Consider the following 26,165-nt stretch of genomic DNA (forward strand, 5'->3'; position numbering starts at 1 on the left):
CTTACCATGCCCTGACTGAAACGGGCATCGCAATAAGCCATTAGCACATCCGCCCTAATTGCCCCGCGCCCAACCTCACCACTAAATTTCCATTCTGTTTTTGTGCATTACAAAAGCGCCAAGGAATGGAGCAACACCATGTCGTCGTTTTTCAAACTCAATCAATTCGCTGTTCTACTGACCGTACTCCTGACCGCTACCACTTCAGCCTTGGCAGACGAGCCGAAGCTCGTTGGTGACTGGTGGATCATTTACGGCAACGGTATTCCCCACAAGAACATCATGTATGTCGCCGACAGCACTTCAGTCGTGCCGTCGAAGCACACCAAGGGGGCCAAGTTGGTCGCCGTGACACTGGTGTATGAAGAACCCGGCAAACCGATGATCGATGCCTACAACCTCGAAGTTCAGTGTTCGACGAATAAGGTCCGAATGCTCAATGGCCAGTCGGTTGATCGCATCGCCTACATGATGCGCAACCTGAAAGTTAATGACCAATGGCAGCAGCCGAAGGAGTTCTGGGTGCAGCGCACCAGCGAGTTCGTTTGCTCACCCAATAAAAAGGACATGATTGCGCTGGGCAAGATGGAGTACCTGCAGATGATTCAGGGTATGCAGCAGATGTTCTTCAAACTGGCGCCGATTCAGGAGAAAGGCCAGATGATGGATAACCTCGACTCGATCCTGGGCAACAAGTAAGCGGCGGGAATCACGATGAACCCATGGACTAAAACGTTATTGGCGCTGCTGATAACGCCCGCCGTTTTGCTGATCAATGGCTGCCACTTGATTGCGCAGTCGCGCTGGGAAGGACGCGATGTTCAGGAAGCGCTCGATCTGTTTGGCAAACCCGACTCGATGAAAAAACAGACCGGGGCCAACGGCGAGAATCTGGCTGTGCTCACCTGGTATAAATCGTCCAGTTGGACCACCACGGAAGCGGCCGGTACTTCAATGAATCACACCGGTAACGGCATGGTTTACACCGAGTATTACCAGACGGTCGGCCACAGTTCCGATTGCAAACTCGAAGCCACCGTCAACAAGGCGAAAAAGATCGTGCTGTTCAGGATCGAGGATGGAAAGATCATTCACGGCAAGTGCATCAACGTGCCGTTCGTGCCCGGTTACATTCCGCCTGGTTTCTAGTGCAACCCTGAGCAGGTACCTGCTCAGGGATAACTGAACGACTTCACCAACGTCAATTCCCCCACCGCCCGCATCGGCACCACAAACGTCTCCATCTTCTCGCTCGGCGTGCCTTCCTCGGTAATCACCGAAACTTGCGCCGTGGTCAGCGGCTGCACCGCCTCTTCCCCGCCTTCCTCATCCCCGCGATAACCACCGCCGAAGTAGTTCACATACACCAGATACTGGCCCTTGATCGGTGCCGGCATGGCGAAGATTTCCGGGCCGTAGCCGGTGGTGACGTCGACATCGAGCGCCGCGCCATTGGGCGCGACTCGATCGCCGTACCAGATGTGCGCGCCGTCGGGGGTGATCAGGTGCAGGTCGAGGTCGGTACCGTCGCTGTCCCACGACAGCAACACGCGCAGTTTGGCCGGAGTCGCGCCGCCGCTGGCGTTGAGGAACTGCGTGCGATGGCGTTGCTGGCCGTCGGGGCTGCGCACTTCGACGCTGTTGCTGCCGTTGGGGAAGGAGAACGGACGGTCGAAGCGGCCGCTGTCGTCGATTTTCAGCGGCATGCTGACGCCGTTGACGATCAGTCGCCCAGGCTCCTTGTTCTTGGGGGTGGCTTTGATTTCGCCGCTGATGCGTGCGGTGTTGGCCTGGCCGACCGGGGTGTTGACCGAAGAGGCCGGGTAGTTGACGGTCTGGCGGAAGTTTTCGCCTTCGCCCTCGGGCGCGCCGGTGCGCCAGCCGCCGACCGGGGTGTCGAGTTTGACGCTGTCGGCGGCCATCGCCATCGGCCATGCATTGAACGCGCAGAGCAACAGCAAGACCTGTGGATAACGGAGTGTCATGGTCTATTCCAGCAAGAGGTGACGGGCGAGCCCTTCGATGTAGGTTTCATCCTGGCCGTTGGGATGTGCTTCAAAGGCCAGGTGCAGGTATTCGTGAGTCAGATCGAGGCGATCCTGCAGCGTGAGCACGCCGCGCACATAAATGCGCTGGCGTTCGCGATCGACAAACGGGCGGCCGAACGCCAGTTTGCACACGGCGAACGTGCTGACTTCGTTGTAGCCGGTTTCGCTTTCCAGGGTCGGACGCCAGCCGCGACGCTGCTTTTGCAGCCAGTCTTGCGCGGCAGGCAGCGCTTCGCAGGAAGCGACCGGGTTGTCCCAACGGCTGAGGCTGGCGCGCGGATAAGCGTGCAGCAGAATCGCGTCATAGCGCTGGCCGGCGCTGGCCTGCTCGACGGCTTGTTGCCAGGCGAGTTTGTCCGGGCCGGGTTGATCGGAGTGATAGGTGACGGTGCTGCCGGCCAACACCAGATCCGCGGTCCACGCCGCAATGTTGCGCGACTCGGCGGAGGCCGGGCGCGGAGCGACGCGCTGACGGTTGCTGCTGTCGTCAATGCTCAGGCAATCGCCGTTGCGCGTGGCGTTTTGCAGCAGATAGGTGCGGATCGCCACGGCCAAGGCTTTGGCAGCTTCGGCGGGTTCGGGTTTGGCTTCGCGCTCAAGGACGCGGGCGACGTATTCTTCGCGATCAAGTCTGGCGACCAGTTTGTCGTTGAGCAGAAACAGTTCGCCGGAACTGTGGATATCCAGCGCATTGCCGTTGGCGAATTCGACGCGGTAGTCGCCCTGCAAAGGCCCGGAACCAGCAACGCGCTCACCCGACAGAACTCGCGAAACCGGATAACGCGAGAACAGTCCGACCTCAACACAACGCCCCGCTTCCGCCGGCCAGGAAGCAGGCAACACCGTCGCCAACGCCTGCCCGTAGTGGCGCAAAACCATCTGACTGGTGCCCCGGCCACCGGCCCAGATCGGCGAGCCGTCCGCCGTCCAACCGGCGAAACCACCCTGGCGCGACTGCGGATCCTGATCGCCGAGCCAGCTCCAGGTCTTCACCCGCAAGCGCCCGCCCAGCTCACCGACGACATTGCCGTCCGCCGCGTTCAGCACGACGTCGAGCAACACGCGGCGCATCTGCTCCTGTGCCGGCAGCAACGACAACACTTTCAGCAAATCAGCCACGGAAACCCGGGTAGCCGGTTGCACGGTTGGCAAATCCAGCAACCACGCCGGCGCCTGCCGCGCCTGCCAATACGTGCGCCAATCGGCAGCTGTGATGCCCAACCGCGCAGGCTCGAAGTACAAGCCGCAGGATTTCACCAACGCCTGATCACGCTCGATCCTGCCGCCCGCCGAACAGCAATAAACCTCGTCCTTCGACTGTCCGCGACACTCATACGCCGGCTCGCGGGCACCGTTATCCACCAGCCACGCATAGACGAACAATTTCCACAGACTGCCCAGCGGCGTCTCCAGCGTCGGCGGCAACGGCTCGCGAGCGATCAGTTGCGTGTGATTCAACGACAGCAACTCACCCTTGTACGCCAGCCGCAGCGGCTCATCCTGCGCCGTCGCCAGCGCAGGCATCACACACATCAGCAGCCACAGCAGCGGCCGGTTCATGTCAGTTGACCGTGACCTGACCGAGGGCGGCTTTCGCTTCCCGGGCCTGATGCTGCGGCGCGTAGACCTGAGTGAAACGCACCGGCGGCAGGTTGAACTGGCCCTTCTGCGAGAAGCGCACCAGATGGCGCAAACGCAATTCGCCGCTCAGCGCATCCACCGGCACCGCGTAGGCCAGTTGCCCCGGCTCGAAGCGCGCCTTCTCCAGCGCGGTCGGCTCGGTGCCGTCCTTGCCCTGCAACTTGATGCCCCAGGTAGTGCGCTCGACATCGGCACCCGGTGGCAGCGGCACTTCAAGCATGCCGTAGCGCAGCGGTTTCGGCGCCTTGCTGGTGAGGATCACCTCGTCCAGGTACAGGCTGTCACTGGACAGCGGTTTAGCGCCGACCGGCTCCAGTTTGAAGGTGAACGCTTCGTCGCCCGGCACCAGTCGCGACAGACGCCGGGTGATCGTCACGGCCATTGGATCGACCGCCGGTTGCTGGGTCTGGAAGCTCAACGCCGCGCGCAGCGGACGCTCCTGAGTGCCGGACACCGACAACACGCTCGGCACCGGCGTCGCACCCTGCCAAGTCCAGTACATCTCGCCGGTGGTGCCGTAGTTTTTCTTCCAGCCTTCACCCGGCAGCAGCGCGATGGTCGGCGAGGCCTGAGCGATGCTGCGTTGCAACCAGCTCAACGCCAGCGCCCGTTCGAGGGTCGATTGCTGCGGCAACAGACGTTGCAGCAACGCCGTCGCGCGGGCCTGATCGAACGCTTGCAGCGACAAATTCAGCGCTTCGGCAAACGGCTGCGAACTGACCGCCAGACGCTGTTGCGCCGCACCGACCTGTCGATTGAACGCCTCCGGCAACGCGACTTTCGACTGGGTCGCCAGCGCCGCAGTCAATACCCGCGCCGCCGCCAGCCCTAGCGCCGAATCCGGATCGCTCATCACCAGGCTGTCTTCACCGTCGTCCATCAGGGTTTCGGCGTTGCCCTCACCGGCCTTGGCCAGATCGTCCATCAAACCGCTGAGCAAGGTGTTCACCGGCAAGTGCATCTGCCGGGCGAACGACAGAATCAGCGCCCGCTGCAGCAATGGCGTGTTCGGCGCTTGTTTGGCGTAGACCTCCAGCACCCGCTGCCAATGCTCCGGCGGCAGAGTCAGTTCCAGCACCTGACTGGCGTTCCAGTCGGCGTAGTAAGCGTAAGCAGTGAGGAAGGCGTCCGGCTCACCGTCAAAGCCCCACCATGTAAAGCTCGCCGACGGTCCGGCCATCTGCACCAGACGCAGGCGGCTGTTCTGCATGATCAGGCGCAGTCGATCGCGGATCTGCGGGTTCGACGCCAGCGACGGATAAGCAATGCTCAGCGGCAGCAAGCGGCTGGCGGTCTGCTCGACGCCACCGTACGGGTAGCTCAGCAGATCATCGAGCGCGGAACGGAACAGCGCTTGCGGACTGTCATCCAGACGCAGGCGAATATCGGTGGCATCTGCTGGCAAACTCAACGGTGTGTCGCCGCTGGCCACGTCGAGGCTCTGGGTTTGCGTGACTTGCCAGCCGTCACCCGTCGCACTCAGGCGCACGGCGAGGGCGTCAGCGGTTTTGCCGTCCTGTACCAGTTCGGCAGTCCACTCACCCGAGGCCAGGGCGAACGCTGGCAGCGGCACATAGTTGATGCCGTTGTTCAGCGTCACCGGCAGGCGTTGTTCGGCGCCGGCGTAATGGCTGACCAGCTCAGCCTTGACCGGTTTCTCGGCCTGGCTGAAAGCGAATACACCGAGTTGTGGCTGATCGCCCTTGCGGAATTTGCTCGGCCCGCTCCATTTCAGGTACAGCGGTTTTTCCGAACGAACAAACTGCTTCTTCTGCCCGACCTGACCGTCATCGGCGATGGCCCGCGCGGTGATGCGCCAGCGGGTCAGCGAGTCCGGCATCTTGAAGGTGAAGCGGGTTTTGCCGTCAGCACCGGTCAACAACTCTGGCTGCCATGCGGCGGTGTCGACGTCTTCACGACGCGGACGCTCCAGCACTTTCACCCCGCGTTCGCTGCGGTTGGCCTTGCCCGGCGCGCCGGGGCTGCCCGGCAACGCCACGTCGTAACTGATGAACGACAGGCTGGCGCTGGTGCGCACGTTGTTGCGCCGTGGGTGGTAGAAGAACTGGTCGATGGTCGGCGCGACTTCCGGTTGCAGCGCGTAGACCATTTCATCGACCACGCTGACGGTCAGGTGCGCCGGTACGGCTTTGCCGGCGAACTGCGTGGTCAGGTCGACGGTGACGGTGTCGCCCGGCTGATACACCGCTTTGTCGGTGCTGATCGCCACGTCGATTTGCGGTGCGACCACCTTGATCCCGGCGTTCTGGAAGCTGTACTGCCCGCCCTTGGTGTACAGCACCGAGAAGGTCAGGTTCGGCGCGAAATTGTCTTTCACCGGAATCCGCGCGCGGTATTGGGTGTCGCTGAGTTTTTCCAGCTTCAGCCAGTCGCCGCCCTTGGCCAGCAGCGCGGTGGCTTCGACCTTGTCGCGCTCCAGCGACAGCAGGGCATCGTTGACCGGCTCCGGGAAGGTGATCAGCGCCAGCGCTTCATCGCCAGCCTTGTACTCAGGCTTGTCGAGGACGATTTCCACAGTGCCCGGCACCGCTTTGACACCCTCCCCCGTAACCGAATGACCGGTGGCGCCGATGACCCGACCGTGTTGATCTTTCAGCGTCAGGTTGTAGGTACCCGGACGCTCGAAGGCAATGCTGAAGCCCTTGTCGGTCGCCGCCAGTTTGCCTTCACCGGTACTCTGGTCTTCCAGACGCACCCAGCTGTAGCTGCTCGGGGTCACGGCTTTGCTCTGCTCGCTGCCGCCCTCGTTGACGTAGCGGAACGCAACTTTGTCGTTGACCGCGCTGAAGCGTTGCGGCGCGCTCAGGCGGAAGCTCGCGGCGCCACGGTCGATGAGGATCTCCTTGGTGGTCTTGACCCGATACGCCGCGCCATCACTGGCAAACACGGTGAGCATGTAGCGGCTCGGTTTCTCGGCGGCCGGCAGGTCGAGGGTCGCGTTGCCCTTGCTGTCGGTGGTCAGTTCGGTGCTGGTCAGCTCCACCGGGAATTGCCCGAGATATTGCAACTCGTTGTCGACCATCGACAGTTGTTGGGCACGCAGGCTCAGGCTCAGTTTGGCGTTGGCCACTGGTTTGCCGTCCGGGTACAGCAGCACCAGACTGCCCTTCACCGGCTCACCAGTGCGGTAATCCTGCTTGGCCAGATTCAGCGAAATTTCGAAGTGCGGCTTGATGTATTCGGCCACACGGAAAGCGCTGCTGTAGGCCTGATCCTTGTAGTTGAAGCGGATCTCGTAACCACCGGCCACGGCATTGTCCGGCAACTGGAACCGGCCTTGTGTACCGGCCTTGGAATCGAGTTTCAGGTCGAGGTGTTGCAGCTCGGTGCCGGTGGCATCCAGTACGCTGACCGTTACGTCAGCCGCACCCGGCAATACCGAATCCCGCGCATTCTTGAATTCGCGACCGACGATTTTCAGCGACACCCAATCACCCGGGCGATACAGCGGCCGGTCGGTGAACGCGTAGAGTTTGGTGTCGTAGATTTCGCTGTCGTAGTAGAAGTTTTCCGAGACAAACACCCCGCCCTCTTCGTCCTCGCCAATGACGAAGGAACGCTCGGGGCTGACGTGTTTCAGACGCAGCAAACCATCGGCATCGGTGGCACCGCTGCTCATCACGCCGAGGCCGTCAGTCCACAGCACATTGACCTTCGGCACCGAACTGCCTTCGTGTTTGCGCGCGGCCCAGACCAGCAATTCATCACCGGCAATCTTGCTCACCGCCACGGTGTTGGAAACGAAGACCATGGTGGTCGCGCGGTACTTGCCGATCAGCGCTTCGACCAGGTACAGACCCGGCTTCAGGTTGCCCAGCGGGATGTACACGTTACCCGGCGCAACGCTGACGAACTCGCTGGACGACCCGGCCAGATTGACGCCGGCCGGCGGCTGGATCGGTTTGGCCTGCCACAGCGGATAACGGAACTGGCTGACCACCGGCAGACCCGGAATCAGCGCGAATTGCGGCTGCGCGTCGTACGGCGTCGGCGCAGCGATGGCGGTGCCCATCTTCAGCTCCGGCACTTCCTCGGTGACCTGCTTGCGCGACTCGTAGGAGAACGCGCGCTGCATCACCCGCCGCGATTTGCGGTACCAGTTGTCCCACAGGTACGCGAGGGTGTTGGACAGGCCTTCGCCCTTGAATTGGCCGTCGCTGACCACCCGGTGCAGGTTCTTCTGGCGCTTGAGGAAATCCAGCGGTTTGTCGATGCGGTACACGCGAATGTCGGCGCCGCCATACGGCTCCATGCGGAAACGGCGGTAGTCGCGGCCCGGTGCTTCGAGACGCACCATCGCCTGCTCGTCGGCGGCGAAACTGCTGTCGGCCAGCAGGAAGAAGCTTTCACCGGCGACTGGCGTGTAGCCGCTTGGCTCCACCGAATCTTCAGCGTTGACGGTCGCCAATGGCAGCAACAGCGCCAGCAGCAGAGGAATTCGAGCGCAGAGTCGCAGCATGCGGGCACCGGTCATTGGGAGAGAAAGTTCAGTCGATAGACGCCGATGAAGTTGGGGTTGGCTGCGTCGGGTATCCATCGGGTGTCCTTCCATGTCATGAGTTGCTGCAGGCTTGCCGAACGCATGCCGTTGTCAGTGGGGGTGGTCGTGCCGGTGTGATAGGCGATATAGCGGCCCATCCAGATCATCAGGTGCTGGTCGTCGCCCTGATCGAAAAACATCAGGTCGCCGGGGCGTGCCTGGGACACGTCGCGGCTGACCAGATGGCTGTTGAACTGAATCAGTTTGATCGCGTTGACGTACGGCCCGACCTTGCCGCCGCCCTGCTGCCATTGCTGGGCGAGCTTGCGCTGCTCATCGCTGAGCGACAGTTCCGGCGGCAGGTAGCGATTGGACAGGCCATTGCTGCGCAGCCATTTGTCGTCGTGGACCTTCAGCGCTTCGTTGGCGGCAAAACGCACGAGGCCTGCGCAGTCCTGCTGATACCAGCGCGGGCTCGGGCCCTGGCTCAGTTGCTCCTGAGCGATGCGCACGAACCAGGCGCGGAATACCTGGGACTGCGCCGGATCCAGCGCAGGCGTTTCGATGGCTCGGGCACTGGCGCTGAGCAACAGCGCGAGCAGGCCGAGGTTGCGGATCAATGCCGTCACAGCGCTTTCCATTCCAGCGGCAGCCATTGCCAGTGGCCGTCTGGCTCACTGCCTTCGGGCAAGGTCAGGGCGTATTTGCCCATACCGCCGAGGGTGCGCAGTTTCGGGATCAGGTAGGTTTGCGCGGCGTTGTAGAACACCGGCTCCATGTCCTGCGGCAGGCTGTCGAGGGTTTCCTGCTGCATCAGTTGCGCCATCGAATCCGGGCCGAAGTAGATCGGCATCAACACATCTTTCGGCAGCACGTCAGCCATCGGCGGGAAGCGCTTGTCGAGGGTGCCAAGGGCCTTGTCGACCAGTTTGTCGTCGAGGGAGAACAGCAGCGTCGAACCGTGACGCGCGAGGCTGACTTTCATGAAAGCGCGGCCGCTGATCGCGTCCGGGTTCTCGGCAGTCTTGGCGGCGTACGGACCGAAGTTGGAGCTGACCTGACGCTGCCAGACATGACTTTCACCTTCCTGTTTCTCGACCACCGGGAACGCGTGTTCATCGACATTCGTCTCGTAGGCACCGACCATCGAACCGAACAACGTGCCCAGGTCGCCATCGAGCTTGCTGCTGCCCTCATCCTTCAAGCTGGCGACCAGCAACGGCGTGTACAACCGCGAATCGGCGTACCAGCACAGGCCTGCCGCGCCGGCGACGTGCTCGGTGAGTTTCTGCGCCACGGCTTCGTCAGCGCCAAGTTTCACCAGCAGCGGTTTCTGCGGTTCGGCCGCCACCGGCAAGGTCACGCAGGCACTGGCGCCCAGCGGCATGGCTTGCCACACCGGTTTGAAATCGAAGTCCGGCTGGTTATCCAGCTCATCCATGGCGAGATAGCTGTGCCAGCCTTTGTCGTCCATGTCGAAACGCAGCCCGGCGAAGTTCGGGATGAAGCGCTGATAGCCCATCGCAAGGACGCTGGAATTGACCGACAGACGCTGTTTGATCTCCGGCGCCCTGGCCGGCAGACCGAAGGCCTCGGGGAACAGTTTGTCGCCGTTGAGCAGCGCGGCCAGCGCCTGCGGCGAGACGTGCCCGGACTCTTCCGATTCGCCATTGGCGGGGTCGTAATATTTGTTCGGGTTGGACAGCACCACCAGTTTGTCGCCACGCGACGCGAACAGCAGTGATTTGCTGGCGTTGTAGCTGAGCTGGTACAGCGGCACTTCGTCACCGCCGACCTTGAGGCTGCCGAACACGCTGAGCTGCGCATCGTCCAGCGCGACTTTCGCCAACGGCTCAAGCAGCTTCGCCAACCCGCCGCGATCCATCACCAGCAGGAAATCCTTGAGCCGGCCGTCGGCACCGCGCCACAACGCTACATCGGCCGGTTGGTCGAAAAGCTGCTCGATCAGGCTGTCCTGCAGCTTCAAGTCGTGTTCGTAGATGATCCGGCGCAGGCTGCCGATCAGGCCGAGACGGTCGGCGTGGGTTTCGTAATAGAAGACGAAATCTTCGGTGAGCGTGGCCTTGAGGAACGGCACCGTCAGCAGGTCCTTGGGCAGCTGGCTCAGGGAGCGGGTTTCCAGCAGCGCATCCGGACGGCTCAGGCCGAGCTTGTCGCTGGCCAATGCCGCCGCCGGCACCTTGGGCTTGTGCAGCAGCCAGCCGAGACCACCGGCCACCCCGGCCACCAGGGCCAGGCCGATCAGCAGCGCCGGCCAGCGCCGGGAAGGTTGGCCGGCAGGAGTCGGGACAGCCGGAGAAGCAGCGTTATCACTCATGTTCACAAAACCCGAAGTTCATCCGTGGAGCGGGATGCTTAATAGTTGAAAGTCTTGACCAGCAGCAGATCACCGATCGCCCGCAGGGGCACGATGAATGTTTCGCGTTTTTCGTCGACCGTGTTTTCGTTGAGCACCAGCGTGATTTGCGAGGTGATGACCTCGTTCTGGTTGCTGGCCTCCTCGAAGTTATAGCCGCCGTCGCCGAAGTTGCCCCAATAGTTGACGTAAACCAGATAGGTGCCATGCAGCGGCGCGGTCATGGTGAACATTTCCGGGCCGGGGCCATCGACGCCATCCGGATCCAGACCGCCGCCGTTGGTCAACGCCGTGTGGGCGAAAAACGCATGCTGGCCGTCCGGGGTAATGATGTGCAGATCGAGTTCGGCCTTGGGATCATCCCAGCCGAGCACCACGCGGATCTTCGCCGGAGTGCGCAAGTTGTTCGCTTCATAGAACTGCACACGCTTGAGCGACTGCCCCTCGGCACTGCGCACTTCGACACTGTTGGAGCCGGCGCCAAACGCATAAGGCCGGGCGAAACGCCCGTCATCGTCGGTGTACAGATTCAATGGATTGCCGTTGACCGCCAGCGTATGCGGCCCGCGCTGATGACCGATAGCCTTGAGCTGGCCCTGGATCATCGTGCGATTGCGCTGGATGCCACGATCGATTGGCGGGGTGGGATAGGCGACTTGCGGGTTTTCACTGCGATCAAGCAGGCCGTGATAACGCCAGCCACCGGACGGCTCTGACAGCTCGGCAGTCGGCGCCGCCAGCAGCGCGGGCGCGCAAGCCCAACCGATCAGCAGCCAAAGAAATGAACGCATGTAATGCCTCCTGCCATGCCTGAACGAAACCTTGCACCCGATCCTCGGTACTTCACAGCGGTGGAAACTGCGTTTCGTCTGAAAGACCCCGTGACTAGCGGGTCGTAGAAGGCGCGAAGATTAGCGATTCGGCAGTTTTTTAACAATCGGATACATCTGGATTTGCGGCGAGAATCACGCAGGTTTGTTAGGCGTGAGCCGAATAGCGGCGTTATTCGGCTCACAAAATGAGCCGAATAAGCTCCAACCTTCCTGAAATCACCACAAATCCTGTGGCGAGGGAGCTTGCTCCCGCTGGACTGCGCAGCAGGCCCAAACCGGTCCATGCAATCTGCCTGAATAAGTGCAGTGGGGATTTTGGAGTTGCTGCGTAACCCATCGGGAGCAAGCTCCCTCGCCACAGTAAAATGGGAACGTCCGGGGAGGCTCATTTGCCCATAAACCCCCTATCTGCTAGTGTCGCGCCGGTTTAACGTCAACCGGAAATCGCCGCCATGGCCCGCAAAAAAGCTGCACTGGATTTCGAACAGTCCCTCGCCGACCTGCAAACACTGGTCGAGCGTCTGGAGAACGGTGAATTGTCGCTGGAAGACTCGCTGACCGCTTTCGAGCAGGGCATCGGTCTGACCCGTGACTGCCAGGCAGCGCTGGCCCAGGCCGAGCAGAAAGTGCAAGTGCTGCTGGAGCGCGATGGCGAACTCGCCGAGGAACCCTTCGACGCGGACCAGCCAGAATGATTGCGGCCTATTCGGCGACCAGCCAGGCGCGAGTCAATGCGGCACTGGAAATCCTCTTCAAGGCACCGCTGCCGGAACTGTCGCGCCTGTATGAGGCGATGCACTACAGCGTGATGATCGGCGGCAAACGCGTGCGCCCGCTGCTGGCCTACGCCGCGTGCGAAGCGCTGGGCGGCAAGGCTGAGCAAGCCAACGGCGCGGCCTGCGCGGTTGAGCTGATCCACGCTTATTCGCTGGTGCACGACGATTTGCCGGCGATGGACGACGACGATCTGCGTCGCGGCCAGCCCACCACCCACAAGAGATTCGACGAAGCCTGCGCGATCCTCGCCGGTGACGGCCTGCAGAGTCTGGCCTTCAGCGCCCTGCTCGATCCGCGCCTGAGCAATCTGGATGCCGACATCCGCCTGCAACAGGTCACGGCGCTGGCGCACGCCGCAGGCCCGGCGGGCATGGTCGGCGGTCAGGCCATCGACCTCGGTTCGGTCGGTCTGAAGCTCGATCAACAAGCGCTGGAGCAGATGCACCGGCACAAGACCGGCGCGCTGATCGAGGTCAGCGTCAAACTCGGCGCTCTGGCCAGCGGCCGTGCCGAGCAGGATGAACTCAAGGCCCTGCAGACTTATGCACAGGCCATCGGTCTAGCCTTTCAGGTGCAGGACGACATTCTCGACGTCGAAAGCGATACCGAGACCCTCGGCAAGCGCCAGGGCGCCGACATCGCCCGCGACAAGCCGACCTACCCGGCCCTGCTGGGGCTGGAGGCGGCCAAAGCCTATGCCCTTGAGCTGCGCGATCAAGCCCTGCAAGCGCTGCGACCGTTTGACGCGGCCGCCGAGCCTTTGCGCGACCTGGCCCGGTATATTGTCGAGCGGCGCAACTGACGGCTAATCCGCCAAAAAAGACCAACGCGTGGGCAGGGGGCGATGCATCAGGTAAACTGCCGCATCTTTTATACCTATAACGATTCGCCTGATGCCCACGACGTTTCATGAGATTCCCCGCAAGCGCCCGACCACGCCCCTGCTCGACCGCGCGAACACGCCGGACGGCCTGCGCCGGTTAGGCGAAGCCGAGCTGGAAACCCTGGCCGATGAGTTGCGCCTGGAATTGCTCTACACGGTCGGCCAGACCGGTGGGCATTTCGGTGCCGGCCTGGGCGTCATCGAGCTGACCATCGCGCTGCATTACGTGTTCGACACCCCGGATGACCGGCTGGTGTGGGACGTCGGGCATCAGGCGTATCCGCACAAGATCCTCACCGGTCGTCGCCAGCGCATGGAAACCTTGCGCCAGAAGGACGGCATCGCGGCCTTCCCGCGTCGCGCCGAGAGCGAGTACGACACCTTTGGCGTCGGCCACTCCAGCACCTCGATCAGCGCAGCGCTGGGCATGGCCATTGCCGCCCGCCTGCAAAACAGCGAGCGCAAGGCGATTGCGGTGATCGGTGACGGCGCGCTGACCGCCGGCATGGCCTTCGAAGCGCTGAACCACGCGCCGGAAGTCAACGCCAACATGCTGGTGATCCTCAACGACAACGACATGTCGATCTCGCGCAACGTTGGTGGCCTGTCGAATTATCTGGCGAAGATCCTTTCCAGCCGCACCTACGCAAGCATGCGTGAGGGCAGCAAGAAAGTCCTGTCGCGCCTGCCCGGCGCCTGGGAAATCGCCCGTCGCACCGAAGAATACGCCAAGGGCATGCTGGTTCCCGGCACCCTGTTCGAAGAGCTGGGCTGGAACTACATTGGCCCGATCGACGGCCACGACCTGCCGACCCTGATCGCCACCCTGCGCAACATGCGCGATCTGAAAGGCCCGCAGTTCCTGCACATCGTCACCAAGAAAGGCAAAGGCTTCGCTCCGGCGGAAGTCGACCCGATCGGTTACCACGCGATCACCAAGCTCGAACCGGTCGACGCTCCGGCCGCCGCGCCGAAAAAGGCCGGTGGGCCGAAGTATTCGGCGGTGTTCGGCGAGTGGCTGTGCGACATGGCGGCGGCTGACCCGCGTCTGGTCGGGATCACCCCGGCGATGAAGGAAGGCTCGGACCTGGTGGCGTTCAGCGAACGTTTCCCGCTGCGCTATTTCGACGTGGCAATTGCCGAACAGCACGCCGTGACGTTCGCCGCCGGCATGGCCTGCGAAGGTGCCAAACCGGTGGTGGCGATCTACTCGACATTCCTGCAACGCGGCTACGACCAGTTGGTGCACGACGTCGCGGTGCAGAACCTCGACGTGCTGTTCGCCATCGACCGCGCCGGCCTGGTGGGCGAAGACGGCCCGACCCACGCCGGCAGCTTCGACCTGTCGTACCTGCGCTGCATCCCGGGCATGGTCATCATGACCCCGAGCGATGAAAACGAACTGCGCAAGATGCTCACCACCGGCCACCTGTACAACGGCCCGGCGGCGGTGCGTTACCCACGCGGCACCGGCCCGAATGCGACCATCGACAAAGACCTCGAGCCGATCGAGATCGGCAAGGGCATTGTTCGTCGTCAGGGCAGCAAAGTCGCTCTGCTGGTGTTCGGCGTGCAACTGACCGAAGCGCTGAAAGTCGCCGAGAAGCTGGATGCGACCGTTGTCGACATGCGCTTCGTCAAGCCGCTGGATGAAGCGCTGGTACGCGAGGTCGCCGGCAGCCACGAGCTGCTGGTGACCATTGAAGAGAACGCGATCATGGGCGGCGCCGGTGGTGCGATCAGCGAATTCCTGGCGCGCGAGAACATCCTCAGGTCGATGCTGCACCTGGGCTTGCCGGACATTTACGTCGAGCACGCCAAACCGGCGCAAATGCTGGCCGAGTGCGGGCTGGATGAAGTGGGCATCGAAGCCTCTATTCGTGAGCGCCTGACTCTGCTCAACAAGTAATCACCATCCCTGTGGGAGCGGGCTTGCCCGCGATGAGGTCGGCACAGTCAACATTGATGTTGGATGTACCGACGCCATCGCGGGCAAGCCCGCTCCCACAGTGTTTTGTGTCGCTAGAAATTTTGTGCACACCAGAAATACGAACGGAACACCGATGAACCTCTCGCGCCTCGCCCTGCCCCTCCTCCTGCTGCCAGCCGCCAGTGCCCTCGCCGACACCTTCGAACGCGACGAAGCGCTGAAACTGCCGGACACGCTGATCAGTGCAAACCGCCAGGTCGAAGCGCGCAACGACAGCAGCGCCGCCAACACGGTGTTCACCCGCGAAGACATCGACCGCCTGCAACCGGGCAGCGTCACCGACCTGCTGCAACGGGTGCCGGGCGTGCAGGTGGCGCAGGCCGGCGGGCGCGGCAGTCTGCCGGGGATCTACATTCGCGGCACGCAGTCGGCGCAGAGTCTGGTGCTGGTCGATGGCCAGCGCATCGGCAGTTCGACCTCCGGCGACAGCAACCTGCAGCACCTGAACATCGATCAGATCGAACGTGTGGAAGTGCTGCGCGGTTCGCGCTCGGTGATTTACGGCAGCGATGCGATTGGCGGGGTGATTCAGATCTTCACCCGGCGCGGCAACGAGCAAGGCCTGCAACCACGCCTGCACGTCGGCTTCGGCAGTAACCAGACCTGGGAACGCAGCCTCGGCCTGTCCGGTGGCGACGAGAAGACCCGCTTCAACCTTGGCGCCAGCCTCGATGACACCGCCGGTATAGACCGTACCCACGAGTCGTACCCAAGCGACAGCGATCATGATGCCTATCGCAATAAATCCGTCAGCCTGAGCCTCAGCCATGCGCTGGCCGATGACATAGAAGTCGGCGCCAACCTGCTGGATAACCGTGGCAAGAGCGAGTTTGACAACCCGTTCGGCCGCTTTGACACGAGCACCTTCGAGTCGGTGCAGCAACAGCCTTACAGCGACTTCAACGTCAGCAGTGTCAGCAGCTACGTCGATGCGCGGGTCAACGAAACCTGGAAAACCCGCGTCGAATTCGGTCACAGCGAGAACCGCGAGAAAACCTTCGACAAGCTCAGCGACGAGCGCACGGTGTTCAATACCTATCGCGACTCGGTGAACTGGCAGAACGACCTGACTCTGGATGCGCGCAACAGCCTGATCCTCGGCGGCGACTGGTACGAGGACCGGGTCAACAGCAGCACCGCATTCAACGAAGACAGCCGCTGGAATCGCGCCGCGTTCATTCAGCATCGCTATCAGGCCGACAGCTTCTCCACCGAACTGGGTCTGCGTCACGACGATAATCAGCAGTTCGGCAGTCAGAACACCTGGAGCGGCACCTTTACCCTGCCGCTGAACCCGGACAACGACCTGCTGCTGAGCTACAGCGAAGGCTTCCGCGCGCCGACCTTCAACGACCTGTACTACCCGGACTTCAGCAACCCGGATCTTAAACCGGAAACCTCGAAAAGCTACGAATTGCAATGGCGCAGTCAGTTGGGCGATAGCAGTCGGCTGGAAGCGTCGATCTACCGCACGGATCTGCAAGACGCGATCATCTTCGGCAGCAACTCGCGCCCGGAGAACGTGGCCTCGGCGCGGATCAATGGTTTCGAAGCCGCGCTGAAACAGGAACTGTTCGGCTGGCAGAGCAATCTCGGTGTGGCGATTATCGACCCGCGCGATCGTGATAGCGGGCACACGTTAGCGCGTCGTGCGCGGCGTACATTGAGCTGGGATTTGGATCGGCAGTTTGACCAGATCGGCGTCGGTGCGAGTTGGCAGGCTGTCAGCAACAGTTATGACGACCTGAAAAATGAAAACCCGCTGGGTGGCTACGCCTTGTTCGGCTTGCGCAGCAGTTGGGCGCTGAACCGCGAGATCAAGCTGGATCTGAAGGTCGATAACGTTTTCGACAAAGGCTACAGCCGGGCGAATTACAGCTATGACGGCAGCCAGTATGGCTATCGCGAGGAAGGGCGAGTCTGGATGTTTGGGGTCACCTGGACTCCAGGACTTAACTGATCTCCCTGTAGGAGCTGCCGAAGGCTGCGATCTTTTGATCTTGATCTTCAGCGACTCCAAGTCAGCCACAAGCAAGATCAAAAGATCGCAGCCTTCGGCAGCTCCTACAGGGGTCAGCGGTGTGGCTGAATGAGTTGGCAGAGTCTGGCGGTGGCATCGATCATTTGGCCGCTTGGGCGCTCAAGGCCTTTATCGGTAATCAACAGCAGTTTCCCCTGCTTCACTGCTGCTACCTGCGGCCAGGCTTTCCACGCATCCAGCTGGGCCTGATCACCGGCCAGAATCACCTGCGGATCGCGCTGTAACACTGCCTCGATACTCACCTGCGGCGCCGGCACACTCAGGTCGGCAAACACATTGCGTGCGCCACACACCTCAAGCGCATCGCTGATGATCTGCCCGCCACCGACGGTGTACAGCGGTTTGTCCCAGACTTGATAAAACACGTTCAGCGGCGTGTCCCGGCGGTAGCGCTGGCGCAGGTCATCGAGTTTCTGGCGCAGGTCTGCCGCCAGTTTCCTCCCACGCTCGGGTCGCCCCAGTTGCGCGGCAATCGTCTCGATCTGCGCTGACAACTGTTGGAGATTGTGCGGTTCGGCAACGTAGGTCGGGATGTTCAGGCGTTTGAGCTGGTCGCGCTGCGCCGCGCCGACACTGCCGGGCCACAACAGCAGCACATCAGGCTTGAGGCTGAGCAGGCGCTCCATGTCGAGTTGCCCATAGCGCCCCACCGAGGGAACACCGGCAATGGCGGCAGGACGCTCGCCAGCATCGAGTACGCCCACCAGCAGATCAGCCGAATCCAGCTCAACGACGATTTCCGACAGCGAAGGCGCGAGGCTGACCACCCGCAGACTCGCCAGCACCGGGCCCGCGCAGGCCAGCAGCAGAACCGCCAGCCACAGACGGCGCATCAGCCGAGTTGACGCGGGATACGGTAGAGGTAGAACAGCACGGCCGTGGACAGCGCCAGCAACATCAGCGGTACGGCTTCAAGACCGACGAACACCGCCAGCGCACCGATCCATGCCGGCAACGATGCCGCGAGCAATGCAATACGGCGCTGGGTGGCCAAAGCAATCCAGGCCGCCGGTTCATCAGGGGTGTCGAGGGCTTTCTGCGTGGTGATCAGCGCGTGTTTGTAGCGCCCGAAGAACTTCAGGCTGACAAACATCGACGCAACGCCGGCGATGAACAATGGCATGGTCAGCACCGGCACAATGCCCTCGCCCTGACCGAACAGCAGGTTCAGGACAAACAGCGGCAGCAGCGCCAACGCCAGATACTTCCACCAGTCGACCGCCAGGCGGCGTCGCACCTGACCGCGGGTCACGCGCGGTCTACCTCGCCCTGATGCTCGTTGCCCATCATGTGGTCGAGCTTGCTGGCCTTGGTTGCCAGGTACAGTTTGTTGTGCGGGTTGTGCCCGGTGTGCAGCGGCACACGCTCGGCAACGACGATGCCCATGTCGGTCAGGGCTTTGACCTTGCGCGGGTTGTTGGTCATCAGACGCAGCGACTTCACGCCCAGATGCTCGAGCATCGGCAGGCACATGGCGTAGTCACGCTGATCGGCGGCAAACCCCAGACGTTCGTTGGCTTCAACGGTGTCGGCGCCGCCGTCTTGCAACTCGTAGGCGCGGATCTTGTTCAGCAGACCGATGCCACGACCTTCCTGACGCAGGTACAGCAGCACGCCACGGCCTTCACGGGCGATGGCCTTGAGTGCCGCTTCGAGTTGCGAGCCGCAGTCGCAGCGCTGGCTGAACAGCGCGTCACCGGTCAGGCACTCGGAGTGCAACCGGCCGAGCACCGGGGCACCGTCGGCGAAATCACCCAGGCTCAGCACAACGTGCTCGCGGCCGGTGGCCTCATCGAGAAAACCGTGCATGGTGAATTGTGCAAAAGGCGTTGGCAGCTTGGAAGCGGCGACAAAAACGACAGGCACCGGTGTGCTCCTGATCTAAAAGTCTGAAGATTCGCAGGCCGGCATTGTAACAGCAGGTTCCTGCAGACGCTTAGGCTGAATTATCGGGCATAACGATCAAAATGTTTGATGACTCCTCGGACAACCGGGATCCCTGCAGGAGCTGTCGAGTGAAACGAGGCTGCGATCTTTTTGACGGGTTGTATTGGTTCAAGATCAAAAAATCGCAGCGTGCCGCAGCTCCTACAGGGGTTCGCATCAGGGCGCCTCAAACGGATACGGCTGCTTCCACTGCTCGAAAACCGGCTTCAGCTCCCCGCTCTTGACCAGTTGCTCCATGCGCCTGTCGAACAGCGCCAACAGTGTGCGCGCTTGCGGCGTGTCGGCGAAGCACAGGTACAGCGGCAATTCGGCGATTGGCGTCTTGCGAAACTGCGTCGGATCCTTGGCCCGGCCAAGCACGTAATCGATTTCGGTCAAGGCATCGATGTAATAGTCAGCGCGGTTGTGGGTGAGCATCGACAGGATCCCGGTACGCCGCACGACCTCATTGTAGTTGCGCACATTGGGCAAATAATCCTGATAGTCGTAACCGCGTACCCACGCCAGGCGATAGTTGCCGAGGGTCTCCGGGGTCGGTGACGGATTGCTCGCCAGGCCCAGGGCGTAGATGTGATCGGTGTCGAAGTTCCAGCGTGGGTATAGCAGGTCGCTGGCCTCGTTTTTATACGAACCGACGCAGGCATCGACTTCACCGCGCTCGGCCAGACCTACGGAGCGCGTATAGGGTTCAGTGCGGATGTCGAGCTTCACCCCGGCCGGTTCGAACACCTTGCGCAGCACGTCCCAGCCCAGGCCGTGGCCGTCGGCGGCGGTGTAGTCTTCCCAGTCTTCGCTGGCCAGATGGATGACCACGGGCGTCGGCGCAGCTTCCTGCGCACTGGCAACAGTGCCCAGCAAGGTCAAAAACACAAGCGCCAGCCAGCGTCGAGCCATCCCTCGTTTCCTCACTTAACCCTGACGATTCGGATCAGGCGAAAATCCACACCAGCCCCTGCATCGCCAGCCAGGCAAACACGCCGGCCAGCACGTCGTCGAGCATGATGCCGACGCCGCCGTGGACATGCCGGTCGATCCAGCGAATCGGCCATGGCTTGAGAATGTCGAAGAAGCGGAACACCAGGAACCCCGCGAGCAACCAGTACCAGCCTTCCGGCACCAGCCACAGGGTGATCCACATCCCGACCATTTCATCCCAGACGATGCCTTCGTGGTCGTGCACCCGCAGATCGTCGGCAACCTTGCCGCACAGCCAGAAGCCGAACAGCATGGTGATCCCGAGCATCAGCCAGTAACCCCAGTCGGGCAGCATCTGCCACAACGGGATAAAGGGTAGCGCAACTAACGAACCCCACGTGCCCGGTGCTTTCGGCAAGGTGCCGGAGCCAAAGCCGAATGCGAGGAAATGCCAGGGATTGCGCCAGACCGACGGCGGAACGAATTCGGCCGGAACCTGTTTCGGGTGATCTGTCACGGTGTCTCCTGAAAATGTTGATAACCGCGGATTTGCGGGGTGATATCGTGGCCTTCGCGATCCAGCAGCACCACACCCTGGCCCTGCGCCACACGCCCGATCACATGGATCGGCCAACCATCGGCCAGCAGCGCCGGCAACTCGACGGACGGTAGCGTGAAGGCCAGCACATAGTCATCGCCGCCGCTCAACGCTGCCCGTTCGGCACCACGCTGACCGAGAAACGCCACTAAAGCATCGGACAACGGTACGCGCTCGCGTTCAACTTCGAGTCGAACCCCCGAAGCCAGAGCGATATGCCCGCAGTCGGCGAGCAGGCCGTCAGAGATATCGAGGGCCGATGTGGCCTTGCCACGCAAGGCCTGACCGAGCGCCAGTTGCGGTTGCGGCGACCAGTAATGATCGAGCAACGGCTGGGCGATATCTGCTTCGGCCTCGCGCTGGCCAAGCACCAGCGGCAACGCCCCGGCGGCATTGCCCAGCTCACCGCCAACACAGAGCAGATCGCCCGGTTGTGCGCCGCTGCGGGTCAAGGCCTGCCCGACCGGAACGCGACCGAATACGGTCACCGTCAGGCTCAACGGCCCCCGCGTGGTGTCACCGCCGACCAGCGCGATGCCGCAGCTCTGCGCCATGCGGTTCAAACCGCGGGCGTAGGCTTGCAGCCAATCGGTGGTCACCGTCAGCACAGTCAGGGCAAGGGTAAAGGCAACGGGCGTGGCGCCCATGGCGGCCAGGTCGCTGACCGCGACGGCCAGCGAGCGCTGACCGAGCAGAAACGGATCGCAAGGGTCGGCGAAATGCACGCCGGCCACCAGCGTATCGGTGGAAATCGCCAGCTGTTCCCCGGGGGGAACCGCCAGCAAGGCGCAGTCATCGCCGATCCCCAGAGCAACGCCCTCGCCGCCCTGCGCACAAGGCGCGGCGGCGAAGAAATTGCGGATCAGCTCAAACTCGCCCATGAGGTCTCAAGCGCGTATCAGCGCTTGAACGCCTTCACTTCAGCTTCACGCAGGCGCGGAGCCAGCTTGTCGAGTACGCCGTTGACGAACTTGTGGCCGTCGGTCGAACCGAAGACTTTCGCCAGCTCGATACCTTCGTTGATCACCACACGATACGGCACGTCAACGCGCTTGAGCAGTTCCCAGGTGGACAGGCGCAGAACCGCCAGTTCAACCGGGTCCAGCTCTTCGATTTCGATGTCCAGGCATGGCTTGAGCGCGGTGTCGATTTCAGTCTTGAACTGCGGAACCCCGTGCAGGATCTCGCGGAAGTAGGCGCCATCGACATCGGTGAAATCGTTATCAACGCGAAACTGCGCTTCGATCTCGTTCAGCGATTGCCGGGCCATGTGCCACTGATACAGGGCCTGAGTCGCGAGCTGACGGGCTTCGCGGCGCTTGGCGCTCTTCGATGGCTTGCCGGCATCCGCAGGTTTCGGATCGCGCGGGTTGAAACGATCGCTATCGTCGCTAATCACTTGGCCTCCAACTGCGCCAGCAGGCTGACCATTTCCAGAGCGGACAGGGCAGCCTCAGCACCTTTGTTGCCGGCCTTGGTACCGGAACGTTCGATGGCTTGCTCGATGGAATCAACGGTCAGGACGCCGAACGCGACCGGTACGCCGAATTCCATGGACACCTGGGCCAGACCCTTGGTGCACTCGCCTGCCACGTATTCGAAGTGCGGAGTGCCGCCACGAATGACCGCGCCGAGGGCGATGATGGCTGCGAACTCGCCTTTCTGGGCGACTTTCTGCGCAACCAGCGGGATTTCGAAGGCGCCAGGTGCGCGGATGATGGTGATGTCGCTTTCGCTCACGCCGTGGCGAACCAGGGCATCAACTGCACCGCTGACCAGGCTTTCAACCACGAAGCTGTTGAAACGGCCCACTACCAGAGCGTAGCGGCCTTTAGGGGCGATGAAGGTACCTTCGATGGTCTTCAGGGTCATTCGTCAGATCTCTTAAAGAGCCGGGACGCGTCTCGTACGCATCCCTCAGTGATATTAGCCACAAATTCATGACCGGAAACACCGCATTGCTGTTTGACTACACCCTGTGGCGAGGGGATTCATCCCCGATGGACTGCGCAGCAGTCCCAACCAAATAGGGCCGCTACGCAGCCCGTCGGGGATGAATCCCCTCACCACAAGGATCTACATCAACAATGCCGAATTCACCGGGCCATTATTCGGAGGGCACGTATTCTACAACTTCCAGATCGAAACCGGATATCGCATTAAATTTCATTGGCGCCGACATCAGGCGCATTTTGCGCACACCGAGGTCACGCAGGATCTGCGAACCGGCACCGACGATGCTGTAGGTGGTCGGTTTTTTCACCGCCGCCTGATCAGCAGTTTCGCGGATGTGCGCCAGCAACACGTCGCCATCAAGCGGGTGCCCGAGCAACAGCACCACACCGCTGCCGGCCTCGGCCACCGCAGCCATCGCGGCACGGAGGCTCCAGCGGCCAGGTTGCTTGACCATCAGCAGGTCGCGCAGCGGGTCCATGTTGTGCACGCGAACCAGGGTCGGTTCCTCGGCGCAAACGGTGCCCAGCGTGAGCGCCATGTGCACGTCGCCTTCCACCGAATCACGATAGGTCACCAGGTTGAATTGGCCCAGTTCGCTGTCCAGCGGCTGCTCGGCAATCCGCTGAACGGTACGTTCGTGGATCATCCGGTAATGAATCAGGTCGGCGATGGTGCCGATCTTGATGTTGTGTTCGGCGGCAAACGCTTCCAGCTCGGCGCGACGGGACATGGTGCCGTCGTCGTTCATCACTTCGCAGATCACCCCGCTTGGCTCGAAACCGGCCATGCGCGCCAGGTCGCAGGCGGCTTCGGTGTGGCCGGCACGGGCCAGCGTACCGCCGGCCTGGGCCATCAGCGGGAAGATGTGGCCCGGGCTGACGATGTCTTCAGCCTTGGCATCTTTGGCCGCCGCCGCTTGCACGGTGCGCGCACGGTCGGCGGCGGAGATACCGGTGGTGACGCCTTCGGCGGCTTCGATCGACACGGTGAACTTGGTGCCGAAACCGGAACCGTTGCGCGGAGCCATCAGCGGCAGCTTCAACAGCTCGCAGCGCTCGCGGCTCATCGGCATGCAGATCAGGCCACGGGCGTGCTTGGCCATGAAGTTGATGTGCTCGGCCTTGCAGCATTCGGCGGCCATGATCAGGTCGCCTTCGTTCTCGCGGTCTTCGTCATCCATGAGGATGACCATCTTGCCTTGGCGGATGTCTTCAACCAGTTCTTCGATGCTATTGAGCGCCACAAGGCACCCCCTTCAGTCAGGATTTGAGATAGCCGTTGGCGGCCAGAAAGCTTTCAGTGATACCACCGGACGTCGGCTCTGCAGCCTTGTCGCCCAACAGCAAACGCTCCAGATAACGCGCCAGCAAATCGACTTCCAGGTTCACCCGGCGGCCTGGCTTGTAGGAGGCCATGATGGTTTCGCTCAGGGTGTGCGGAATGATCGTCAGCAGGAATTCGGCGCCATCCACCGCGTTCACGGTCAGGCTGGTGCCGTCGACGGTGATCGAGCCTTTATGGGCGATGTACTTGGCCAGCTCTTTCGGCGCGCGGATGCGAAATTCCACGGCGCGGGCATTGTCGCTGCGCGACACCACTTCGCCGACACCGTCGACGTGACCGCTGACCAGATGCCCGCCGAGACGGGTGGTCGGGGTCAGGGCTTTTTCCAGATTGACCGGGCTGCCGCTTTTCAGGTCATTCATCGCGGTGCAATCGAGGGTTTCGCGGCTGACGTCAGCAGCAAAACCGTTGCCCGGCAATTCAACCGCGGTCAGGCACACGCCGTTGACGGCGATGCTGTCGCCGAGTTTGACGTCGCTCAGGTCGAGCTTGCCGGTTTCGACATGCACCCGCACATCACCGCCCTTGGGGGTCAGTGCACGGATACTGCCGATGGATTCGATGATGCCGGTAAACATGGGGTTCTCCTTGAGAACGAAGCCAGCGCTAAGGCGATGGCCGGGAATTATACGCTCGCCGAAACGACTGGCGTCGCAGTGACTCGCCAGTCATCGCCAACCGCGCGGATTTCAGTGATTTTCAGCTCCGGAGCGTCCTTCATATAGACCAGCGGCCAGTCCAGCAGCGGCCGCGCCGTGGAACCGAGAAACTTGCCGGCGATGAAGATCACGAACTCGTCGACCAGACCGCGCTGCGCGAACGCGCCGGCCAGACGCGGGCCGGCCTCGACCAGCACTTCGTTGACGCCACGGTTGGCCAGTTCGATGAGCAGTTGATGCAGATCGACCTGACCGTCATCGCCCGGCACGATCAGACACTCCGGGCCATTGGCGTATTGCTCTTCGACCGCCATGCAGGTGGCGACCAGCGCCGGGCCGGCCTTGAAGAACGGCGCATCCAGCGGCACCCGCAGGCGCCCGTCGATCAGCACCCGCAGCGGCGGACGGCTCATGGCCTGTGCGGTTTGTTCCGCATCCAGACCCAGTTCGTCGGCGCGCACGGTCAGGCGCGCACCGTCGGCCAGCACCGTGTCGGCCCCGGTCAGCACCACAGCAGCCTGCGCGCGCAGACGCTGCACGGCGGAACGCGCAGCCGGGCCGGTGATCCATTGGCTTTCGCCACTGTCCATCGCCGTACGACCGTCGAGACTCATGGCCAGCTTGACCCGCACGAACGGCAAGCCGTGTTCCATGCGCTTCAGAAAACCTTGATTGAGTTGACGTGCTGCGGCTTCCAGCACGCCGCTTTCGGTGGCGATGCCGGCATCGGCCAGGCGCTGCAAGCCACGTCCGGCGACCTGCGGATTCGGATCGCGCATCGCGGCGACCACCCGGGCAACTCCGGCATTTACCAGCGCATCGGCGCACGGCGGCGTGCGGCCATGGTGGCTGCACGGTTCGAGGGTCACGTAAGCCGTGGCGCCCCGGGCCAGCTCACCGGCTGCGCGCAAGGCGTGGACTTCAGCGTGGGGTTCACCGGCACGCTCGTGAAAGCCTTCGCCGACAATCTGCCCGTCCTTGACGATCACGCAGCCAACCCGGGGATTGGGATGGGTGGTGTAGTGGCCCTTGCGCGCCAGTTCCAGCGCGCGGGTCATGAAACGGGCGTCAAGGATCGCCTGCTCGGCGGCACTGGTCATTCTTTCACCGGTTCGCGGGCGAGGCGGTCGATCTCTTCGCGGAATTCGTTGAGGTCCTGAAAGCGTCGGTAAACCGAAGCGAAACGGATATAGGCGACTTCATCAAGCTTTTGCAGCTCGGCCATCACCAGTTCGCCGACCACGAGGGATTTGACCTCGCGCTCGCCGGTGGCGCGCAGCTTGTGCTTGATGTGGACCAGGGAGGATTCGAGACGCTCGACGCTCACCGGACGTTTCTCCAGGGCGCGTTGCATGCCGGCGCGGAGTTTTTCTTCGTCGAACGGTTGGCGGCTGCCGTCGGTTTTGATCAGGCGCGGCAACACCAGTTCGGCCGTCTCGAATGTCGTGAAACGTTCGCCGCAGGCCAGGCATTCACGCCGGCGGCGCACCTGTTCGCCCTCGGCGACCAGACGCGAGTCGATGACCTTGGTGTCGTTGGCACCGCAGAAGGGACAGTGCATGGTGGCTGGCAACAAAAAAAGGGAGGGCCATGGTAGCGCATCCCGGTGGCAAGACAAGCCATAGGGTTTGCGGTATACAGACTGCCATGATCGT

General features: G+C 62.2%; 24 protein-coding genes. 6 read left to right on the forward strand and 18 right to left on the reverse strand.

Going from position 1 to position 26,165, the window contains the following annotated elements; all coding sequences use genetic code 11:
- The first annotated feature begins 138 nt into the window (after positions 1-138).
- Both GTQ41_RS24365 and GTQ41_RS24370 read left to right on the forward strand, forming a co-directional pair.
- Positions 139-699: a hypothetical protein gene (locus GTQ41_RS24365; protein WP_047296847.1), complete on the forward strand. Its 561-nt coding sequence runs from the start codon at positions 139-141 to the stop codon at positions 697-699.
- 15 nt (positions 700-714) lie between these two features.
- Positions 715-1,149: a hypothetical protein gene (locus tag GTQ41_RS24370; RefSeq protein ID WP_047296849.1), complete on the forward strand. Its 435-nt coding sequence runs from the start codon at positions 715-717 to the stop codon at positions 1,147-1,149.
- Between the two features lie 23 nt (positions 1,150-1,172).
- Here GTQ41_RS24370 and GTQ41_RS24375 read toward each other — a convergent pair whose 3' ends face one another.
- Genes GTQ41_RS24375 through GTQ41_RS24400 form a run of 6 tightly spaced genes read right to left on the reverse strand, consistent with a single transcriptional unit; the run spans position 1,173 to position 11,358 of the window.
- Entirely contained in the window at positions 1,173-1,985 is an 813-nt protein-coding gene (locus tag GTQ41_RS24375; RefSeq protein WP_047296851.1) for a YfaP family protein, read from the reverse strand.
- A gap of 3 nt (positions 1,986-1,988) precedes the next feature.
- The gene (locus GTQ41_RS24380; RefSeq protein WP_047296853.1) at positions 1,989-3,608 is read right to left on the reverse strand and encodes a DUF2300 domain-containing protein; all 1,620 of its coding nucleotides are present in this window, start codon (positions 3,606-3,608) and stop codon (positions 1,989-1,991) included.
- A gap of 1 nt (position 3,609) precedes the next feature.
- A complete protein-coding gene (locus GTQ41_RS24385) occupies positions 3,610-8,184 on the reverse strand; it encodes an alpha-2-macroglobulin (protein ID WP_080963313.1) in 4,575 nt (1,524 codons plus the stop codon).
- Positions 8,181-8,831: a DUF1175 domain-containing protein gene (locus GTQ41_RS24390; RefSeq protein WP_047296855.1), complete on the reverse strand. Its 651-nt coding sequence runs from the start codon at positions 8,829-8,831 to the stop codon at positions 8,181-8,183. Before GTQ41_RS24390 ends, GTQ41_RS24385 begins: the two co-directional genes overlap by 4 nt.
- Positions 8,816-10,528 (reverse strand): DUF2138 domain-containing protein, encoded by a 1,713-nt coding sequence (locus GTQ41_RS24395; protein WP_217325371.1) that lies wholly within the window; start codon positions 10,526-10,528, stop codon positions 8,816-8,818. The genes GTQ41_RS24390 and GTQ41_RS24395 overlap by 16 nt, the downstream gene beginning before the upstream one ends.
- 38 nt (positions 10,529-10,566) lie before the next feature.
- The gene (locus GTQ41_RS24400; protein ID WP_047296857.1) at positions 10,567-11,358 is read right to left on the reverse strand and encodes a YfaP family protein; all 792 of its coding nucleotides are present in this window, start codon (positions 11,356-11,358) and stop codon (positions 10,567-10,569) included.
- 494 nt (positions 11,359-11,852) lie between these two features.
- Here GTQ41_RS24400 and GTQ41_RS24405 point away from each other — a divergent pair, with 494 nt between their 5' ends.
- The 4 genes from GTQ41_RS24405 to GTQ41_RS24420 all read left to right on the forward strand — a co-directional run bounded on the left by GTQ41_RS24405 (position 11,853) and on the right by GTQ41_RS24420 (position 17,010).
- Entirely contained in the window at positions 11,853-12,095 is a 243-nt protein-coding gene (locus tag GTQ41_RS24405; protein WP_007894317.1) for an exodeoxyribonuclease VII small subunit, read from the forward strand.
- The gene (gene ispA, locus GTQ41_RS24410) at positions 12,092-12,979 is read left to right on the forward strand and encodes a (2E,6E)-farnesyl diphosphate synthase (protein WP_047296859.1); all 888 of its coding nucleotides are present in this window, start codon (positions 12,092-12,094) and stop codon (positions 12,977-12,979) included. Before GTQ41_RS24405 ends, ispA begins: the two co-directional genes overlap by 4 nt.
- A 91-nt stretch (positions 12,980-13,070) precedes the next feature.
- Complete coding sequence (dxs, locus tag GTQ41_RS24415) at positions 13,071-14,969, forward strand: 1-deoxy-D-xylulose-5-phosphate synthase (protein WP_047296860.1); 1,899 nt, start codon at positions 13,071-13,073, stop codon at positions 14,967-14,969.
- Positions 14,970-15,123: 154 nt separating this feature from the next.
- Positions 15,124-17,010 (forward strand): TonB-dependent receptor, encoded by a 1,887-nt coding sequence (locus GTQ41_RS24420; RefSeq protein ID WP_047296861.1) that lies wholly within the window; start codon positions 15,124-15,126, stop codon positions 17,008-17,010.
- 113 nt (positions 17,011-17,123) lie between these two features.
- On the opposite strand, the gene GTQ41_RS24425 is transcribed toward GTQ41_RS24420, so the two are convergent.
- The 12 genes from GTQ41_RS24425 to nrdR form a co-directional block, all read right to left on the reverse strand.
- The gene (locus GTQ41_RS24425) at positions 17,124-17,924 is read right to left on the reverse strand and encodes a cobalamin-binding protein (RefSeq protein WP_047296862.1); all 801 of its coding nucleotides are present in this window, start codon (positions 17,922-17,924) and stop codon (positions 17,124-17,126) included.
- A complete protein-coding gene (locus GTQ41_RS24430; RefSeq protein ID WP_047296863.1) occupies positions 17,924-18,343 on the reverse strand; it encodes a hypothetical protein in 420 nt (139 codons plus the stop codon). Before GTQ41_RS24430 ends, GTQ41_RS24425 begins: the two co-directional genes overlap by 1 nt.
- A complete protein-coding gene (gene ribA, locus GTQ41_RS24435) occupies positions 18,340-18,957 on the reverse strand; it encodes a GTP cyclohydrolase II (protein WP_027612931.1) in 618 nt (205 codons plus the stop codon). Before ribA ends, GTQ41_RS24430 begins: the two co-directional genes overlap by 4 nt.
- Before the next feature lie 237 nt (positions 18,958-19,194).
- Entirely contained in the window at positions 19,195-19,932 is a 738-nt protein-coding gene (locus GTQ41_RS24440) for an ABC transporter substrate-binding protein (protein WP_217325372.1), read from the reverse strand.
- A 34-nt stretch (positions 19,933-19,966) separates the two neighbouring features.
- Positions 19,967-20,470 (reverse strand): phosphatidylglycerophosphatase A, encoded by a 504-nt coding sequence (locus GTQ41_RS24445; protein ID WP_007910933.1) that lies wholly within the window; start codon positions 20,468-20,470, stop codon positions 19,967-19,969.
- Positions 20,467-21,432, reverse strand: coding sequence for a thiamine-phosphate kinase (gene thiL / locus GTQ41_RS24450; RefSeq protein ID WP_047296865.1), 966 nt, complete (start codon positions 21,430-21,432; stop codon positions 20,467-20,469). Before thiL ends, GTQ41_RS24445 begins: the two co-directional genes overlap by 4 nt.
- 17 nt (positions 21,433-21,449) lie before the next feature.
- Complete coding sequence (gene nusB / locus GTQ41_RS24455) at positions 21,450-21,950, reverse strand: transcription antitermination factor NusB (RefSeq protein ID WP_047296866.1); 501 nt, start codon at positions 21,948-21,950, stop codon at positions 21,450-21,452.
- Positions 21,947-22,423: a 6,7-dimethyl-8-ribityllumazine synthase gene (gene ribE, locus GTQ41_RS24460; protein WP_003228649.1), complete on the reverse strand. Its 477-nt coding sequence runs from the start codon at positions 22,421-22,423 to the stop codon at positions 21,947-21,949. Before ribE ends, nusB begins: the two co-directional genes overlap by 4 nt.
- A gap of 235 nt (positions 22,424-22,658) precedes the next feature.
- Positions 22,659-23,750 carry a bifunctional 3,4-dihydroxy-2-butanone-4-phosphate synthase/GTP cyclohydrolase II gene (ribBA, locus tag GTQ41_RS24465; RefSeq protein WP_007966103.1) on the reverse strand — a complete coding sequence of 364 codons (1,092 nt, stop codon included), beginning with the start codon at positions 23,748-23,750 and terminating at the stop codon, positions 22,659-22,661.
- A gap of 16 nt (positions 23,751-23,766) precedes the next feature.
- Complete coding sequence (locus tag GTQ41_RS24470; protein WP_007955571.1) at positions 23,767-24,429, reverse strand: riboflavin synthase; 663 nt, start codon at positions 24,427-24,429, stop codon at positions 23,767-23,769.
- Positions 24,430-24,476: 47 nt separating this feature from the next.
- On the reverse strand, positions 24,477-25,610 hold the full coding sequence (ribD, locus tag GTQ41_RS24475; RefSeq protein WP_217325373.1) for a bifunctional diaminohydroxyphosphoribosylaminopyrimidine deaminase/5-amino-6-(5-phosphoribosylamino)uracil reductase RibD: 1,134 nt from the start codon (positions 25,608-25,610) through the stop codon (positions 24,477-24,479).
- The gene (gene nrdR / locus GTQ41_RS24480; RefSeq protein ID WP_003228656.1) at positions 25,607-26,071 is read right to left on the reverse strand and encodes a transcriptional regulator NrdR; all 465 of its coding nucleotides are present in this window, start codon (positions 26,069-26,071) and stop codon (positions 25,607-25,609) included. Before nrdR ends, ribD begins: the two co-directional genes overlap by 4 nt.
- Between the last annotated feature and the right edge of the window lie 94 nt (positions 26,072-26,165).

It is taken from the genome of Pseudomonas sp. AN-B15, assembly GCF_019056475.1.
In the GTDB taxonomy this organism is placed as follows: Bacteria; Pseudomonadota; Gammaproteobacteria; order Pseudomonadales; family Pseudomonadaceae; genus Aquipseudomonas; species Aquipseudomonas parakoreensis.